The organism is Polaribacter sp. L3A8 (genome assembly GCF_009796785.1).
Lineage (GTDB): Bacteria > Bacteroidota > Bacteroidia > Flavobacteriales > Flavobacteriaceae > Polaribacter.
The window spans coordinates 1,291,911-1,309,065 of the sequence record NZ_CP047026.1; the positions used below are offsets into that span (position 1 = coordinate 1,291,911).

Consider the following 17,155-nt stretch of genomic DNA (forward strand, 5'->3'; position numbering starts at 1 on the left):
ATTTAACACTTGAAAATAATCAAACTTAGTGCCACCGATTCTACAAATTCTTTTTTAAAGGATTTATCACGCAATTCTCCCTTAGAGAATTACACTACTGTTGTTGCTATAAACCAAACAAAAGGTAGAGGTCAGCAACAAAGCAAATGGGTCTCAGAGCCTTATAAAAACCTAACATTCAGTATATTTACTTCTTTTAACGATTTAAAAATAATTCATAAAAAATATTTAAATTTTGCCATTTCTTTGTCTATTTATGATGTTTTATTGGCGAACACTTTATCTAAAATTGCTATAAAATGGCCTAACGACATTCTGTCAGCAAACCATAAAATTTGTGGAATTTTAATAGAAAATACTTTTTTTGGAGATAAAATTAAGAATTCTTTCATAGGAATTGGCCTTAATGTGAATCAAGAGATTTTTCCAGAGCATTTAACTAATGCTACTTCTTTAAAATTAGAAACAGCAATCGAGTATAATTTAGACACTTTACTAGATACTATTTTGGTAGCATTACAAAAGAACATAAAACTACTAGATGCTAAAGAATTTAATGTACTAGAAGAAAGATATTTAAGTGTTTTATATAAAAGAAACATCCCTACTATGTTTAAAAATAGTAAGGATGAAATTTTTATGGGAATGATTTCTGGAGTTTCTGATTTCGGAAAATTACAAGTTCTTTTAGATGATGATGTTATAAAAGAATTCGGAATTAAAGAAATTTCTTTCCTTTAAAGCTTCCCTATATTTTCTGTAAGTGTATCTACAAATTTTGTCAATGGTTTTTTAATCATCATAGACATCATTGCATTAAAATCACCATTAAATTTTAAAGATACTTCTGTTTTATTTTCTGATACCTCATTAATATCTGCCGCTAAAGTAAAAGGTAATTTACTACTTGCTGCACCTAATGTAATGTTAGAAAACTCAGTTTTTTCTTTTAACACCAATCTAATTTCTGGCATGCCTGGTAATCCAAAGATAAAAGAATCTCCATCTACTTCAAACTTTTGAATATTCTCAGGCATTAATCCTTCAAAATTCTTTAAATCTGTAAAAAAAGTAAATACTTCTTCGGTAGGTTTTTCTATGGTAACTGTATTTCCGTTAATATTCATTTTTTCATTTTATTGTTTCCAGGTACTTGGGCTCTTTCTCCAATCGTTTAATGTTATCAACTCTTTATCTGTAATATAATTACTATCTAAAGCTTGTTCTAACAAGTTTTCGTAATTACTTAAAGTAGTTAATCGCACGTTTTTGTCTTCAAAATTCTTTGTAGCCACATCAAATCCATAAGAAAAAATTGCAACCATACCTTTAACAACTGCACCCGCTTCTTTTAAAGCTTCTACCGAGTTTAAGCTACTATTACCAGTACTTATTAAATCTTCAATAACCACAACATTTTGCCCGCTGTCTAAATGCCCTTCAATTTGGTTCTTTCTACCATGTTTTTTTGGCTCTGGCCTTACATAAATAAAAGGAACTCCTAATTCTTGAGCAACTAAAACTCCAATTGCAATTGCACCTGTAGCAACACCAGCAATTACATCTGGTTTACCGTATTCTAACTCTACAATCTTTGCTATTTCTTCTTTTAAAAAAACACGAACTGGAGGATAGGATAGCGTTATTCTGTTATCACAATAAATTGGAGATTTCCAACCTGACGCCCAATTAAAGGGATCATTTGGACTTAACTTTATTGCTTTTATTTGCAATAAAAGTTCAGCTGTTTTTTTTGCCGTATCTTTGTTTAAAATCATATCGCAAATGTATAAAGTTTTTGTAAATGATAGCCCAATAATTATCACTTCTTCTACAAAAAAAGAAAATATTTTTCCTGTTTACAGTTTTAAGAATATTGTTTTTGATGAAATCATTCAACAATTAAGCAATAAAGAACTACAAGGTATTAACTTATATTCAACTGACTTAGAGAATGATTGGAAATCTTTTTTAAGTAATATCAAGGTAATTCCCGCCGCAGGCGGATTAGTACTAAATCCCAAAAATGAAATCTTATTTATTTTTAGAAATGGTGTTTGGGATTTACCAAAAGGTTGGATTGAAAAAGGCGAAACTATAGAAATAGCTGCTATTAGAGAGGTTAAAGAAGAATGTGGTATTGCTAACCTACACATTACAAAGCCCTTAATTACTACCTATCATATTTATTTTCATAAAGGGATGAAGCTAAAACAAACCTATTGGTTTTTAATGACTTCTAAGTATAAGAAAGAATTAATACCGCAAACAGAAGAAGGAATTACCCAAGTTGCCTTTAAAAACGAAGCAGAAACCAAAGATGCTCTAACAAATTCTTACGCCAATATTCAATTAGTGTACGATACTTACAAAGAAGGATAGTTTTTTAAAAAAACCTACTATCTTTGCCGACTCGAAAAAATCAACCAATTATGACTGAGTTTATTAGAAAAATATTACCAAATGCAAAAGATGATGTCCTTGCAGGAATAACCGTTTCCCTAGCAATGATACCAGAAGTTGTGGCTTTTGCCTTTGTAGCGCAAATAAGCCCAATAGTTGCTTTGTTTGGTGCTTTTGTAGTGGGAATTATTTCTGCTAGTTTTGGAGGAAGACCTGGTTTAATCTCTGGAGCAGCAGGTGCAGTGGCTGTTATTTTTGTACATATGATACAAGAAGGACACGCAAAAGGCTTGTTATTTGACAATCCTGTAGAAAACATGGGGTACTTTTATCTCTTAGCTGCCGTAGTGTTAATGGGAATTATACAAATATTTGCAGGTGTCTTTAAACTAGGAAAATTTGTACGTTTAATTCCGCACCCAGTAATGATGGGCTTTGTAAACGGTTTGGCCATTGTTATTTTTATGGCACAATTAGGAATGTTTAAAGAGAATAAGAAAGATTTCTTCGGACAAAATATGCGTAAAACCGAATCGAAAGAATTGGTCTATAATGTATCTAACAACCAAGTAAAAGACTTAATGTCTGATACCGTTTTATTTACTATTGATGGAAAATCCGTAAAAAATAGTGCTACAAACCAAGAAGTATTTTTTGTTTCTGATGGACAAGTTTTTGACGTTAAAACTAAAAAAGTAGTTTTTAATGCTTCGGATGAAGGCTTTTATGCTGTAAAAGATAGTGGTGTTGTAAAAACTACCATGCAAGGAGAATCCTTATATATAATGATTGGTTTGGTGTTATTAACCATGTTCATTGTTTGGGGCTTACCTAAATTAACTACAAAAATACCTGCTGCATTAACAGCTATTTTAATTGTTACTTTAATTTCAATCTTTACCGGATTGGGCTCTATTAATGTTGGCGATTTTATTAGAGATGGTGGTGGCGCAGGTTTAAACGGAATTGCAGAACTTTCTAAAAATTTAAACGTTTTAGAATTGTGGAGCAACCTTCCTTTTAATTTAGATACCTTAAAGTTTATTGCTCCTTATGCCTTTTTAGCGGCATCAGTTGGTTTAATAGAAACCTTGATGACCATGAATTTAGTGGACGAATTAACAGAATCTAGAGGTAACGGAAACAAGGAATGTATTGCGCAAGGTGCCGGAAACATTGTTAGTGGTGCTTTTGGTGGAACTGGTGGTTGTGGTATGATCGGACAAACCGTAATTAATATTAATGCTGGCGGACGTGGACGTTTATCGGGTATTATGATGGCATTAACACTATTAACTTTTATTTTATTTGCTGATAAATATATAGAACAAGTACCCATTGCAGCGCTTGTTGGTGTTATGTTTATGATGGTTATAGAAACTTTTGCTTGGTCTAGTTTTAGAATTTTAAAGAAAATACCAATGTCTGATGCTGCGGTTTTAATCATTGTTTCTGCAGTAACCGTTTTCTTTGATTTAGCCATTGCAGTATTTGTAGGGGTTATTATTTCTGCTTTATCTTTTGCTTGGACAAGTGCTAAGAAAATTAGAGCTAGAAAACGTTTTAAAGCCGACGGAACAAAAATTTACGAAATTTGGGGACCTCTTTTCTTTGGAAGTATTACTGCTTTTAATGAGAAGTTTGATATAAAAAATGATCCTGAAGTAGTAGAAATAGATTTTGTAGAAGCTCGTGTAACAGATCATTCTGCCATAGAAGCTATTTTTAATTTGGTTGAAAAATACCAAGCTGCAGGTAAAAAGATTACGCTAAAACATTTAAGTGAAGATTGTAAACTTATTTTATACAAATCGAGTCCTGTTTTTACGGATGTTATTTTAGAAGATATCGATGATCCGCGTTATCATTTAGCAGCGAATCCTGAAGATTTTCCTAAACCATTAGGTGAGTATAAGTTTTAGTGGGAATAATAAATACAACATAAAAAAAAAGCTCAACTTTTAAAAGTTGAGCTTTTTTAATTTAAACTAAGTTGATACTAACTGTATGTTGACAAGACTTCTTTTAAGTTCTATTTTTGTCTAAAAAAATTATATTATGAAACCAAATAAAAGAGGAAAAATTGTAAAATTTCACACACCAAATCATGATAAATATTCAGAGATATTACTCACCCTTTGTTATGAATAATGTAGATTTTTAATAGCAACTTTTCCGCTATAAAAAGATACAAACTCTATATCATTTAACGATTTGTCATATAAAGACGCAATAAGATACTTTCTAATTGCATCATCAACATTTCCCCCTCTTTCATTTCCCAAATGAATTCCATTTTTAAATATTGCAAAAAGTTTTTTTCCTTCGTTATTCATAACTTAAATATGTTTTGATTATGGTATTCTAAAAAATGTACATTTGGAATAAATCTTTTAGGAAGTACAAGTGCTTTTCCTTCTAATTTATGAAAATAAATTTTCACTTTCTCACTTTTACTATCCTTTAATTCACTTGATAATATCAGTTTAAAATTTGAATCAAAAGTAATAAGGCCTTTATCAAATGCATTGTCATGTAAATTATTAAGACATAAACCATTCTGAGGGTTCAATCTGTTTTTTGTATCTATTGACCAAGGAATAATATGGCTCGCAACTAATAATTCAGGTATATCTATTCCTGTTAAGCAACATTTAAAATCATAAGAAGATAAAACTGTACTTCTAAAGAAGGATTGATTTACACGTACTTTTACCTTTCTTTCTTTTTCCACCCCTGCTTTTAATTCAAATGATTCTTCTTCAATAGGTATTTTTATTTCTTCTTGTAAAAATTTAGATAATAAAACTTCACTTTCATATGCTAAATCTTCCCAATTATTCGTGAATTCTTCAAAAATTATTTTATCTAATTTACCTGTGTTAGTTGCTCCTTTTACACCTCTTTAGGTAAGCGAAGGATCGAGGCTAGCAAAATTAACTAATTTCCAAGCAACTGCCGAAGGTGTTCTTCCGATGGCTTCTGCCAATTTAATTATTAAATAATGTCGATAATTTATTTTACTAAATGATATTTTACAGTATAAATTAAAAGCAACAATTAATTCCTCTCTTGTCCAATTTCTTCTTTTTTGTGCCATAGTTTAATTTCCGTTAAGGATATTAAAGATAAAAAACTATTTTCAACCTCTAATAAAAATATCATTAAAAATAAAAGCTGTGTTACTTAAAACAAACTCCTACTTTCTCTAAATTAAACCATCCCAAAATCCACCAAAGGCAAACTTCTAACACGTTTTCCTGTGGCATTAAAAATAGCGTTACAAATTGCAGGTGCCATAACAGGTACTCCAGGTTCCCCTACTCCAGTTGGTGGCTCGTGCATTTTATCTAAAATATCAATATGTATATTAGGCGCATCTTTCATTCTTGTCATTGGGTAATCGAAGAAATTGTGTTGCTCTACAGCACCTTTTTTTGCTGAAATTTTCCCATATAAAGCTAACGACATTCCAAAAATAGCGGCACCTTCTAATTGGTTTTTAATATTGTTTTTATTTAAAGCCAAACCACAATCTATGGTAGTCCAAACATTTTCTATTTTCACTTTTCCGGCATTTACAGAAACTTCTACAATGGTTGCCACATAACTATAAAAACTATACTGAATAGCAACTCCCAATCCATGGTTTTTAGCCAACGATTTTCCCCAATCAGCCATTTTAGCTGTGTTTTTTAGCACATCTTTCATTCGTTTAGAGTTATAAGGAGACTGAGACTTACCTGCTATAATTCTATCTTTACCAATTAAATCTAAATGAAATTGTATGGGATCTTTTTTTGCTGCAAAAGCCAATTCATCTACAAAAGAATTATTACCAAAACCACTATGAATATTCACAACAGAACGCAACCAACCAATTCTTACATTGGCTTCTGCTTTTACGTTTTCTAATCTAAAATCAGGTAAATTATAGGCATTATTTGTAAACCCTTGGTTGAGTTCTAAACCAGAAGCATAGTCTGACATTGGTTTAAATGAAGATACAATAGAAGGCAAACCAACACGTTGCAACCAACCTGTAACCTCTCCGTTTGTATCTAAACCAGCTTTTAAATATTGTGCACTTGCAGCGTGATAAAAACTATGCTGAATATCATCTTCACGCGTCCAAACAACTTGTACAGGTGCGTTTATTTTTTTAGAAATAGCAACTGCTTCTACCACAAAATCAGATTTAGATTTTCTACCAAAACCTCCACCTAAAAAAGTAACATTTATAGTTACTTTTTCTAAAGCGATATTAAAGAAATGTGCTATTTCTGCTCTTGCCGTTTGCGGATCTTGTAAAGGTGCCCAAACTTCTATTTTATCCTCCTGAAACCAAGCCGTAGCATTAGGCACTTCCATGGGCGCATGCACCAAAAAAGGAACGTGATACGTAGCTTCTACAATTTCTGTAGCGTCTTTAAAAGCGGCATCTACATTACCACTACTTCCAGGAACTAATTTTCCTTTTTCTAGTAATCTTTCTGTTAGTTTTTCTTTGAATTTCTCGGTATCAAAAGAATGATTATCTCCGTAATTCCATTCAATATTTAAGTTTAATTTTCCTTGAAAGGCAGACCACGTATTATCTGCAATAACCGCAACACCTCCTAAAGTTCCAAAAAACTGACCTGTTGGCGGCACTATTCTAGGTATTTCGAAAATAGTTTCTACGCCTGCTGTTTTTTCTGCGCTTGATGCATCGAAACTTTTTACGGTTCCGAAAGTTACGGGACATCTGGCAATGGCAGCAAATTTCATATTCGGAATTCTAACATCAATTCCGTAAGTTGCTGTTCCGTGTGTAAAATCGTTTAAATCGACACTTTTTAAGTTTTTTCCTATAAATTTAAAATCTTCAACTTTTTTAAGTTTGATGTTTTCATCCGAAGGAATTGCAACATTAGCAGCTTCGTCTACCAAATCTCCAAAGAAAATTTTGTCGTTGGTTTTTGTATTGATGATAAAATGATTTTCTGCTTTACAATCTGTTTCTGCAACCTTCCATTTAGTAGCGGCAGCAGTAATTAACATGGCTTTTGCTGCAGCCCCCATTTTTCTCATAGGTTCTAACAAAGTTCTTACACTTCTAGATCCATCTGTATTTTGATTGCCATATTTGGCATCTCCAGTTGCCTGTTTTATAGTAATATATTTCCAATCGGCTTCTAATTCATCTGCAATTGCAGAAGCCAAAGAAGTTCTAATTCCTTGTCCCATTTCCGAACGAGAAGCTATTAAAGTAATGTTTCCGTCTTTTTTAATGTGTACAAATAAGTTGGGTGTAAAAGTCTCATCCGCTTGCGGTATAAATTCTTTTTTATCAGAAGAAACCGTGCAACCTAAAAGGATTCCTCCAGAAGCCAAACCAAATAATTTTACAAAATCTCTACGGTTTATTTGTTGTATTTTACTCATATCGCTTCGTTTTTAAGTGCCACTGCTTTATGAATTGCTGTTCTAATTCTTGTGTACGTTCCGCATCTACAAATGTTGCCACTCATAGCATCGTCTATATCTTTATCTGTAGGATTTGCTGTTTTATCTAACAAAGAAGTTGCTGCAATTAATTGCCCAGACTGACAAAAACCACATTGTGGCACATTACCCTCTTGCCATGCTTCTCGTAAAAATTCTAAGTTTGGTGAAGTTCCTTCTATCGTAAAAATTTCTTTTCCTACTGCGTAGGATACTGGCATTCCGCAAGACTTAATCAATCTTCCATCAACCAAAACAGAACAGGCTCCGCATTCGCTTACGCCACACCCAAATTTAGTTCCTGTTAAACCTACAATATCTCTAATTGCCCATAACAAAGGCATATCATCTTGCACTTTAACAGCGTGAGATTTACCGTTAATTGATAAAATTGTATCCATGTTTCTTATTTAAAAAACACAATATAAACCTTTCAATCGAAGAACAACAACTATTTAATGTTAATGCTCTTAAAACCGTCTTTTAAATTATTGGTTCTTAAAGCAGGAACAATTTTATAATGCTTTTTAATAAAGGCCACTTGTTTTGCATTAACCGCAGGTAAAGGCACAATTCCTACTGACCAAAAAAAACTATCTTTTGTGGGAGAATTATAAGCAAAACCATCTTCTATATGTTGGTCATATTCTAAACTCATGCTCGAGTTTACATTTGGTTGTACAATGTTTTTAAGCTTTAAAAGACTAGTTTTTGTATTCGTTTTTTTTATGGTGGTGTAGTTACTCAATTTTAATTCGGTTAAAAAAGGAACCAAACTTAACAATAAACTTATATAGGTAAATAACACAATTATTTTTTCTTTTTTAAAAAACCAAACGCAAATTTGCATGGAAAAGAACAACATGTAAAAAAAGAAGAATCGGTATTGAGGAGAAAAAATCCACGCCAATACAAAATGTAAAACGCCAATTAAATACAAGATAAAAACGGATTTTTCTTTACTTTTTAAATACCATAAAAAAGGAAAAGAAAGTAATAAAGTTGTAAAAATAATATTAATGATTCCATTGAATTTAAATGAAGTTATCCAAGCAATAAACAATTGATAGGTAGAAAGGTTTTCTAATGCTTGATAATCAAAAGCAGCACTATATGTACCTACTTTAAATAAATAGATTAACTCTTTTGGTACTTTCCAATCTACATTAAGAACATCTATAATTTCTAATGGATATAATAAATACCCTGTAAGAATTACATTCTTCATCAAAAAAAGCGCTAACACAAAAATTGAGAAAACGATTGGTTTTACAAGATTTTCTTTTAAGGTTTTGTAATTCTTAATAACTAAAATTAACGGTAATAGTATTAAAACACAAGTGGTGATTTTGATGACACACAAAAAAATTGTGAGCAATAAAATAATGATAAAATTAGAAAAATCGACCTTTTTGTAATGCTTAATAAAAAGGAACAACAACAACTGACTTATCAAAAATACCGGTAAATCTGGTGATGGTGCATTGATAAAAAAAATAAGAAAAGGCAAACTAATTAAAACACTACCAATATACAATTGGTTTCTTTTTTTACTTGTTTTAAAATGATGTAATTGCTGAAAGCAGTAAAAAGAAAAAATGACTAAAAAGTAACCGTTTAAATCATTAAAAGAGGTTTCTAAAAACGGAAAAGAAAACGCCGCTTGTAAAATATGCCAACTAGAGGTTTGTGCAAAAAAGATGTGTAAATTTCCCAATCCTTTTACAAAACCGTATTCATTTAACCATTTTATGGTTTGTATATAATAACTTTCATTATCAAAAATAGAAGGCGTAACCGATGACATTGCCAACGCAACAATACCAATAAAAAAAATGCCTAATTTATAGGTTTTACTAAACGAGAACCAATTCTCTTTAAATTGATAAAAATGTCTTTGAACTTCTTTTCTAAATACCCAAATTCCTGCAATTGTTACACTAACCATTATTCCATAAAAAACAATGTCTAAGGCAAAGAAAAAAGCATACAACCAACTAAATAATGTTATTGAAAACAGTCCTAAAATATGGTGAATGGTAAAGTTTTGATTCTCAATTTTAAAGAGTTTTTTTAATAAAAAACCAAAGCTTAAGGAGGATATAAAAATATAAATCCAATTTATTAAAATTAAAAGCATGTGTTTTTTAAAATTGATTTTAGAGATTACAAGTTACGAATAATATAATTTTCTACTTCGTTAAATATCCAATTGTTCTCAACTACACTAGAACTAACAAATCTTAAAAAAGTTGAACACATAAGCACATAGTAAACATAGTTCTGTATTTAAAAAATGAAATCAATTTACATGTACAAGCTAATTTATGAATATTCACTAACATGAGCGTAACGATGGCGTAAACATGATAAAGTACGAGCGAGATGCTCGCACTAGCATTGCATTGGATTTGAAATTAAAGTAATTGTAAATATTAAAAACCTAAAACAAAATACAAACTGGCATTGGCGCAGCAACTTCACTAACAAAAGTTAATGTACCGGTTGCAGCATCTCTTTTAAAAGAAACAATATTATTGGTGTCTTGATTGGCAACTAATAAAAACTGTTCATCTGGAGACAATGAAAAATTACGAGGGTGTTTCCCTAAAACAGGCTCGTAACCAATTGTTTTTAAGGTTCCGTTTTCTGAATTTACGGCATACATCACAATAGACTCGTGTCCGCGGTTAGAAGCATATAAAAACTTACCATCTTTGGTAATATGAATATCTGCTGCCTTGCTAAACGCTGTAAAGTCTGATGGTAAAGTAGCAATTGAAAAATCTACAAAATATTTTCCGTCTTTTTCTTTTACCAAAGAAACTGTATTGTCTAACTCATTTAATACATAAATCCATTTATTATTTGGATGAAAGGTTAAATGTCTTGGGCCTGCTCCATCTTCCATTTTTAAAGATTTTTGAGCCGTAGCAACTAGTTGGTTTGTAGTAGTATCAATTGTAGAAAATAACAATTCGTTCGTTCCTAAATCTACAGAAATCACTTCTTTTTTAGTTGGATGAAACCAAGCAGAATGTGCATGAGGCCCTTTTTGTCTTTCTGTGGTACCTTTGCCAACATGTTGTTGCACATCTAATAATGTAGATAATTTACCAGAAGCATCTGCTTTTAGCAAACCTACGCTTCCGGCTCTGTAATTTGCAGTTACTACATAATTATCATTATTTATAGCCACAAAACAAGGTCCAGAACCACCACTTTTTTCATTACTAATAAGTTGTAAAGCATCTTTTGTTATCTTAAAAGACTTTACATACCCAACTCCATTTACATCTGTTTCGCCAATAGAAAAAAGTGTTTTTTTGTCTTTAGATTTTGCTAAAAAAGTAGGATTTATAGTTTCTGCAACCAAGCCAATTTTTGTTAATTTTCCTTCTTCAGAAATTTGATATTTATAAATTCCTTTAGAATCTTTTTTGGTATAAGTACCTACATAAAAAGAAGTTTTCATAGTGTTTTTCTTTACGGTTCCTGTTTTACATCCGAATAAAAATATTGATACTAAAAATATAGGTAGAAATTTCATGAATTAAAATAGTTTAAAAATTGGCAAACGTAAGTGTGCCAATTCGTAATGAGGTGATTTTTTGTAAATAAAGTTTAATTGTGCTTTTGCGTTTTCTGCAAAAGCTGTATCCGTTTTTAGTTTTTCTTCAAACTCCTTTTTTATAGATGGATTCTCTGCTAAAAATTGTGCTGCAATATCTTCGAAAACATAGGCCGAAAAACCTTCTTTTTGTTGTAAAACGGTATCAAAAAAATTCCAATTAAAAAAAGAATCTGTTGCAGCTGCTTCTAAGGTTTCTAACAAATAACGAACACCTTTCTGATTTGTATCTATATAAATATCTCCTTTTCTAAATTGAAAATTCTGAGTGGATGTTTTTACAGAAGTATTATAATGTAAATAATGCCCTTCGTAAGCAGTTTTACTGGTTTCAAAAGTATCTATATGATTTACTTCAACAGAAATTATAGTGTCGTTTTTAAAACGTGTAAATTCAATTTTATTGTTTATTAAGCGTTCTAACACTTTATGCCAACCTTGTTGTAAAACATACGCTTTCGGAATTTTTACAGTCTTTGTGGCTACAAAATTATTGTAATATTTTACAGGCTCGGTATACGGTTTTGATCTATCGTAAAACAAGCGTTTCCCTGTAGTTACTTTGCTTTCTATATATTCGCCTTCGTATCCTTTAAATTGTAATTCCGTAGCATTTTCTGTATCAACCTTAAAAGCTATCGGGTATGTTTCTTGTGCCAATATCTCAGCAACAGCATTGGCTCTTAATTCTTTAATTTTTACCGAATTTTTTTCTGTAAAATCTAACGCAGAAAATAGCAATTCATAGGTTTGTTCTACTCGTGTTTTATAAGGCTTTAACATGTGCGTTTCTACCATTAAACCTAAGGTATTAAATAAACTTGTGTAGCCTGTAGAATATCTTGGCGAGTCGAAAAACTGAAACCAACCTTCTTTTGGAGTTGTGCCCCAAACATTTACATAAGGCGTAATTGCAATTCCTTTTTGCTCTAGCGAACTCTCTAAACTCTTACGCATATTCTCTTCTATAAAAGTCCCTAAATTACCGCCTAATTTATTGTGTTGTGTAAATAAATGAGTAATGGCATATTGATAATCGGCTCCGTTACTTACGTGGTTATCAATAAAAACATCAGGATTTACAGTATGGAAAATATCAGCAAAAGCTGCCGCATTTTTAGAGTCTTGTTTGATAAAATCTCTATTTAAATCGTAGTTTCTAGCATTTCCTCTAAAACCATATGCTGTTGGTCCATTTTGATTTGCTCTTGTGTGCGAATTTCTATTTAAAGAACCACCAACATTATAAACGGGAATAACACAAATAATAGAATTTTTATACTTTTCTTTTAAAGAATCGTTTTGTACAATATCTCTAAGCAACAACATAGAAGCATCAATTCCGTCGGATTCTCCGGGATGAATTCCGTTGTTTATTAAAATTCTGTTTTTGGGTGATTTCTTAATTTCATCAACATTAAATATACCTTCTCTACTATAAACCACCAAATGCAAAGGTTTTCCGGCATCTGTTTGTCCGAAAGAAAATAATGAAATTGTACTATATTCTTCTGCTAAATCTTTATAATAAGAAATTACCTCTTTGTATTCTGGAGTTTCAGTTCCTTTAGATTTCTCGAAAAGTGTTGTAAAATCTTTCTGTTCTTTGGATGAATTATTACAAGAAATTATCAAAAATAAAAAAAGAACTAAAAATATCGCTTTAAAATAATTACTCATATTTACTTAACTCTTACCGGTTTGGGTACTAACTTTGTGTAATCTCCATTATTTCTAATTACATCTCTAACAATAGATGATGAAATGTAAGAAGTACTTGCTGCGGTTAGTAAAAACACGGTTTCTATAGGTGCTAAATCTCTATTGGTGTGTGCAATTGCTTTTTCGAATTCAAAATCTGCCGGATTTCTTAAGCCTCTAAAAATAAAATCTACATTGTTTTCTTGACAAAAATGAACAGTTAAACCTTTGTAAGTGACTACTTTTATTTTTGGATTGTCTTTAAAACAGTCTTCAATAAATTTTTTACGTTCTTCTAAACTAAACATGTAATTTTTATCGGCATTGATACCAATGGCAATAATAAGTTCATCGAACAATTTTACACCTCGCTCTATAATATCATAATGACCTAATGTGATTGGATCAAAAGATCCTGGAAAAATTGCTCTTTTCATTCTATTGTATTTGACTTTTTTGATGTTTTAGACACATGAAACACGACTGACAACGTATACTTTAAAATTCTTATCTTAAAATAGTATCACTTGTCTAATGAATCTATGAAATTTGATATTTTTTGTTGTAATTTTTGGATTCTTTTTTCAAAATCGATAAAAGTTTCATTAGAAATAAAGTTTAAATTATTACAAATTATAATTTGAGTTTCCCATTCAAAAGCAGAACCTAAACTATGCTCTAAAAAAGTAACAAAATGTTTATTTGTTCTTTTACTTGTCCCTTCAGATATATTTGAAGGAATAGAAACAGCACATCTATTTAATTGACTAATCAAACCAAACCTCTCGTAATCTGGCAATGTTGAGGTGAATTTATAATTTAAAGTAACTAATTCTATTGCCTCTTGCCAAATTTGTAACTTTTTAAAATTATGTCTTTTCATAGCTTTATTATTTTAACATTATAAATATTTTTGTCTCTTACTGTTAAAACATCCTGACTCAAAACATCCTGACTCAAATCCACAACAGTGATCATCATCTTGTTTCATGGTTCAAAAACATCCTGACTCAAATCCACAACAGTGATCATCATCTTGTCTCATGGTTCAAAAACATCCTGACTCAAATCCACAACAGTGATCATCATCATCTTGTCTCAAATCCACAACAGATATCATCATCTTGTTTCTAAAAACGCTATTTTAATGCCGATTCTATAGCGTTATCAAATAATTCTTCTAATGATATTCCTGCTGCTTGTGCTTGTTGTGGTAAAATACTATTTTCTGTTAAACCTGGTACCGTATTCATTTCTAAGAAATGTGGTTCTCCTTTTACTAAAATATACTCTGAACGCGAAAAACCAGACATGTTTAAAATTGCATATACTTTTTTAGCAATTTCTTCTACTTTTATCTTTGTACTTTCTGATATTCTTGCAGGAGTTATCTCTTGCGATTTCCCTTCATACTTTGCTTCGTAATCAAAGAAATCATTTTCTGTAACTATTTCTGTAATTGGTAGCACTTTAATTGCTCCTTTATATTGAATAACACCCACAGAAACTTCTGGTCCGTCTAAAAAAGATTCAATTAAAATTTCTGAATCTTCTTGATACGCTTTTTCTAAAGCAGGCAACATTTCTGCTTTTGTATGCGCTTTAGAAATACCGTAACTAGAACCTGCATTATTGGGTTTTACAAAACAAGGCAAACCAACTTTACTAATAATAGCATCTACATCTACAACATCTCCTTTATTTAAATACACAGATACAGCTGTTTTAACGCCATATTCTTTTACCACACTTAACGTATCTCTTTTATTAAAAGTTAAGGCCATTTGGTAAAAAGGTGCCGAAGTATGTTTTAAATTAATCAACTTAAAATAGGCTAATAAAGTTCCGTTTTCTCCGGGCGCACCATGAATTGCATTAAAAACACAATCGAAAGTTATTTTTTGATCACCTAACATAAAAGTAAAATCGTCTTTATTAATAGGATACTCATTATTCGCGGCATCTAAAGCAACCCATTTCTCTTTTAAAATATGGACTCTATAAGGGCTGTACTTCTCTTTGTTTAAATGGTTGTACACTACATTTCCGCTGGTAAGCGAAATATTAACTTCGGATGAATAACCACCCATAACAATGGCAATGTTCTTTTTCATGGATTATAAAATAATAAAACAAATTTATCAAAATAATTATAGAAATAGCAACGTTTAGTTTTTATATCTTTGTGCGTTCTAAAAATCAAAAAATGAGTGTTTTTCAATTTCTTAAAAGTAAATCTTTCTTTATACAAGTTGCTATTGCAATTGTAGGTTTGTTAGTCTTTATTTTTGCTTTAAAATATTGGTTAGGGTATTCTACCAATCACGATCAAAAAATTCAGGTTCCTAATTTACATAAAATGTCTTTAGAGAATGTAGAGCAAAAATTAAAAGAACTTAATTTAGACTTTATTGTTATAGACAGTGCAAGTTACAACCCAGACTATCCGAAAAAATCTGTAATTGAACAATCGCCAGAATCTGGAGATTTTGTAAAAGAAAAACGTAAAATTTATTTAACCTTAAATCCATCTAAATATAGAGATGTTACCATACCAGATTTAAACGGAAGAACTAAAAGACAAGCAACTTCTCATTTAAGATCTATCGGTTTTAATATTGGTACCAACCCTGTTTCTGTTAGAGATATAGGTAAAGATGTTGTACGTGGATTGCGTTACAAAGGGAAAATTTTAAATCAAGGAGATAAATTGCCACTAAATTCTATTGTAGATTTAGTTTTAGGTGATGGAGAAGGGAATTAAATCAGTATTCAGTATTCAGTATTCAGTATTCAGTATTCAAAAATTAAACAGTTGAAGTTTGATTATCTTAACAGAGGTCACTTTAAAACTTAAAAAATAAACTTTGCAAGAAAATCAACCTCAAGATCAAGAAAACGACGATTTATACGAACATCACAGATTTACAGCTAGTGAAGGTCAAGAACCTTTAAGAGTAGATAAATTTTTAATGAACTTTGTAGAAAACGCAACCAGAAATAAAATTCAGCAAGCTGCAAAAGCAGGTAATATTTTGGTGAATGAAATGGTTGTAAAATCGAATCATAAAGTAAAGCCAAACGATGTTGTTAGAGTTGTTTTAGCATATCCACCAGCAGAAAACTTATTAGTTGCAGAAGATATTCCTTTAGATATTGTTTATGAAGATGATACTGTAATTGTAGTAAATAAACCAGCAGGAATGGTGGTGCACCCAGGACACGGAAATTATTCTGGAACGTTGGTAAATGGCTTAATTCATCATATAGAAAACTTACCAACCAACTCTAACGAAAGACCAGGTTTGGTGCATAGAATTGACAAAGACACCAGTGGATTATTAGTAGTTGCAAAAACAGAATTTGCTATGGCTAATTTATCGAAACAGTTTTTTGATAGAACTACAGAGCGTTTATACTATGCCTTAGTTTGGGGAAATATGGAAGACGATGAAGGTAGAATTGAAGGTAATATTGGGCGTAGTTTAAAAAATCGTTTGCAAATGGCTGTTTTTCCTGATGGAGATTTTGGTAAACACGCGGTTACACATTATAAAGTTTTAGAAAGGTTAACTTATGTAACTTTAGTACAATGTAAATTAGAAACAGGTAGAACACACCAAATTAGAGCGCATTTTAAACATATTGGTCATACTCTTTTTAATGACGAGCGTTATGGTGGAGATGATATTTTAAAAGGTACAACGTTTACCAAATACAAGCAATTTGTAAACAACTGTTTTAAAGTATTACCAAGACAAGCGCTACATGCTAAAACATTAGGATTTACGCACCCAAAAACGGGAGAATTTATGCGATTTAATTCTGAAGTTCCTCAAGATATTACGGAGTGTTTAGAAAAATGGAGAACATATTCTGAGAATTCCAAAGATGTAGAATTAGACTAGAGTATTTTACTTTCTTATATAAAAT

The 17,155-nt window shown here is 31.2% G+C and carries 18 protein-coding genes; 5 read left to right on the forward strand and 13 right to left on the reverse strand.

Annotation, left to right across the window (positions count from 1 at the left end; genetic code table 11):
* Positions 1-9 precede the first annotated feature (9 nt).
* Positions 10-741, forward strand: coding sequence for a biotin--[acetyl-CoA-carboxylase] ligase (locus GQR92_RS05125; protein WP_158838106.1), 732 nt, complete (start codon positions 10-12; stop codon positions 739-741).
* Here the strand turns inward: GQR92_RS05125 and GQR92_RS05130 are convergent.
* Positions 738-1,127 (reverse strand): SRPBCC family protein, encoded by a 390-nt coding sequence (locus tag GQR92_RS05130; protein WP_158838107.1) that lies wholly within the window; start codon positions 1,125-1,127, stop codon positions 738-740. The two genes, GQR92_RS05125 and GQR92_RS05130, sit on opposite strands and share 4 nt — an antisense overlap.
* Positions 1,128-1,136: 9 nt before the next feature.
* Entirely contained in the window at positions 1,137-1,778 is a 642-nt protein-coding gene (gene pyrE / locus GQR92_RS05135; protein ID WP_158838108.1) for an orotate phosphoribosyltransferase, read from the reverse strand.
* A gap of 7 nt (positions 1,779-1,785) precedes the next feature.
* Between pyrE and GQR92_RS05140 the strand changes: the two genes are divergently transcribed.
* A complete protein-coding gene (locus GQR92_RS05140) occupies positions 1,786-2,382 on the forward strand; it encodes an NUDIX hydrolase (protein ID WP_158838109.1) in 597 nt (198 codons plus the stop codon).
* Between the two features lie 50 nt (positions 2,383-2,432).
* On the forward strand, positions 2,433-4,325 hold the full coding sequence (locus tag GQR92_RS05145) for a SulP family inorganic anion transporter (RefSeq protein ID WP_158838110.1): 1,893 nt from the start codon (positions 2,433-2,435) through the stop codon (positions 4,323-4,325).
* Positions 4,326-4,544: 219 nt separating this feature from the next.
* On the opposite strand, the gene GQR92_RS05150 is transcribed toward GQR92_RS05145, so the two are convergent.
* From GQR92_RS05150 to GQR92_RS05195, 11 genes are all read right to left on the reverse strand, one after another.
* Complete coding sequence (locus GQR92_RS05150) at positions 4,545-4,739, reverse strand: hypothetical protein (RefSeq protein WP_158838111.1); 195 nt, start codon at positions 4,737-4,739, stop codon at positions 4,545-4,547.
* Entirely contained in the window at positions 4,736-5,137 is a 402-nt protein-coding gene (locus tag GQR92_RS17780; RefSeq protein WP_199269184.1) for an HNH endonuclease, read from the reverse strand. The genes GQR92_RS05150 and GQR92_RS17780 overlap by 4 nt, the downstream gene beginning before the upstream one ends.
* A gap of 171 nt (positions 5,138-5,308) precedes the next feature.
* Positions 5,309-5,503: a hypothetical protein gene (locus GQR92_RS17785; RefSeq protein ID WP_199269185.1), complete on the reverse strand. Its 195-nt coding sequence runs from the start codon at positions 5,501-5,503 to the stop codon at positions 5,309-5,311.
* Between the two features lie 113 nt (positions 5,504-5,616).
* Entirely contained in the window at positions 5,617-7,830 is a 2,214-nt protein-coding gene (locus tag GQR92_RS05160; protein ID WP_158838112.1) for a xanthine dehydrogenase family protein molybdopterin-binding subunit, read from the reverse strand.
* A complete protein-coding gene (locus GQR92_RS05165; protein WP_158838113.1) occupies positions 7,827-8,291 on the reverse strand; it encodes a (2Fe-2S)-binding protein in 465 nt (154 codons plus the stop codon). Before GQR92_RS05165 ends, GQR92_RS05160 begins: the two co-directional genes overlap by 4 nt.
* A 50-nt stretch (positions 8,292-8,341) precedes the next feature.
* Entirely contained in the window at positions 8,342-10,030 is a 1,689-nt protein-coding gene (locus tag GQR92_RS05170) for an LIC_10190 family membrane protein (protein ID WP_158838114.1), read from the reverse strand.
* A gap of 303 nt (positions 10,031-10,333) precedes the next feature.
* Positions 10,334-11,440, reverse strand: coding sequence for a lactonase family protein (locus GQR92_RS05175; RefSeq protein WP_158838115.1), 1,107 nt, complete (start codon positions 11,438-11,440; stop codon positions 10,334-10,336).
* 3 nt (positions 11,441-11,443) lie between these two features.
* The gene (locus GQR92_RS05180) at positions 11,444-13,201 is read right to left on the reverse strand and encodes a M14 family metallopeptidase (protein WP_158838116.1); all 1,758 of its coding nucleotides are present in this window, start codon (positions 13,199-13,201) and stop codon (positions 11,444-11,446) included.
* A 2-nt stretch (positions 13,202-13,203) separates the two neighbouring features.
* Positions 13,204-13,659: a pantetheine-phosphate adenylyltransferase gene (gene coaD, locus GQR92_RS05185; RefSeq protein ID WP_158838117.1), complete on the reverse strand. Its 456-nt coding sequence runs from the start codon at positions 13,657-13,659 to the stop codon at positions 13,204-13,206.
* An 86-nt stretch (positions 13,660-13,745) separates the two neighbouring features.
* A complete protein-coding gene (locus GQR92_RS05190; protein WP_158838118.1) occupies positions 13,746-14,105 on the reverse strand; it encodes a four helix bundle protein in 360 nt (119 codons plus the stop codon).
* Positions 14,106-14,361: 256 nt separating this feature from the next.
* Entirely contained in the window at positions 14,362-15,336 is a 975-nt protein-coding gene (locus GQR92_RS05195) for a D-alanine--D-alanine ligase (RefSeq protein ID WP_158838119.1), read from the reverse strand.
* Between the two features lie 92 nt (positions 15,337-15,428).
* Between GQR92_RS05195 and GQR92_RS05200 the strand changes: the two genes are divergently transcribed.
* Both GQR92_RS05200 and GQR92_RS05205 read left to right on the forward strand, forming a co-directional pair.
* On the forward strand, positions 15,429-15,986 hold the full coding sequence (locus tag GQR92_RS05200) for a PASTA domain-containing protein (RefSeq protein WP_158838120.1): 558 nt from the start codon (positions 15,429-15,431) through the stop codon (positions 15,984-15,986).
* A 103-nt stretch (positions 15,987-16,089) separates the two neighbouring features.
* Positions 16,090-17,130: an RluA family pseudouridine synthase gene (locus tag GQR92_RS05205; protein ID WP_158838121.1), complete on the forward strand. Its 1,041-nt coding sequence runs from the start codon at positions 16,090-16,092 to the stop codon at positions 17,128-17,130.
* The last annotated feature ends 25 nt before the right edge of the window (positions 17,131-17,155 follow it).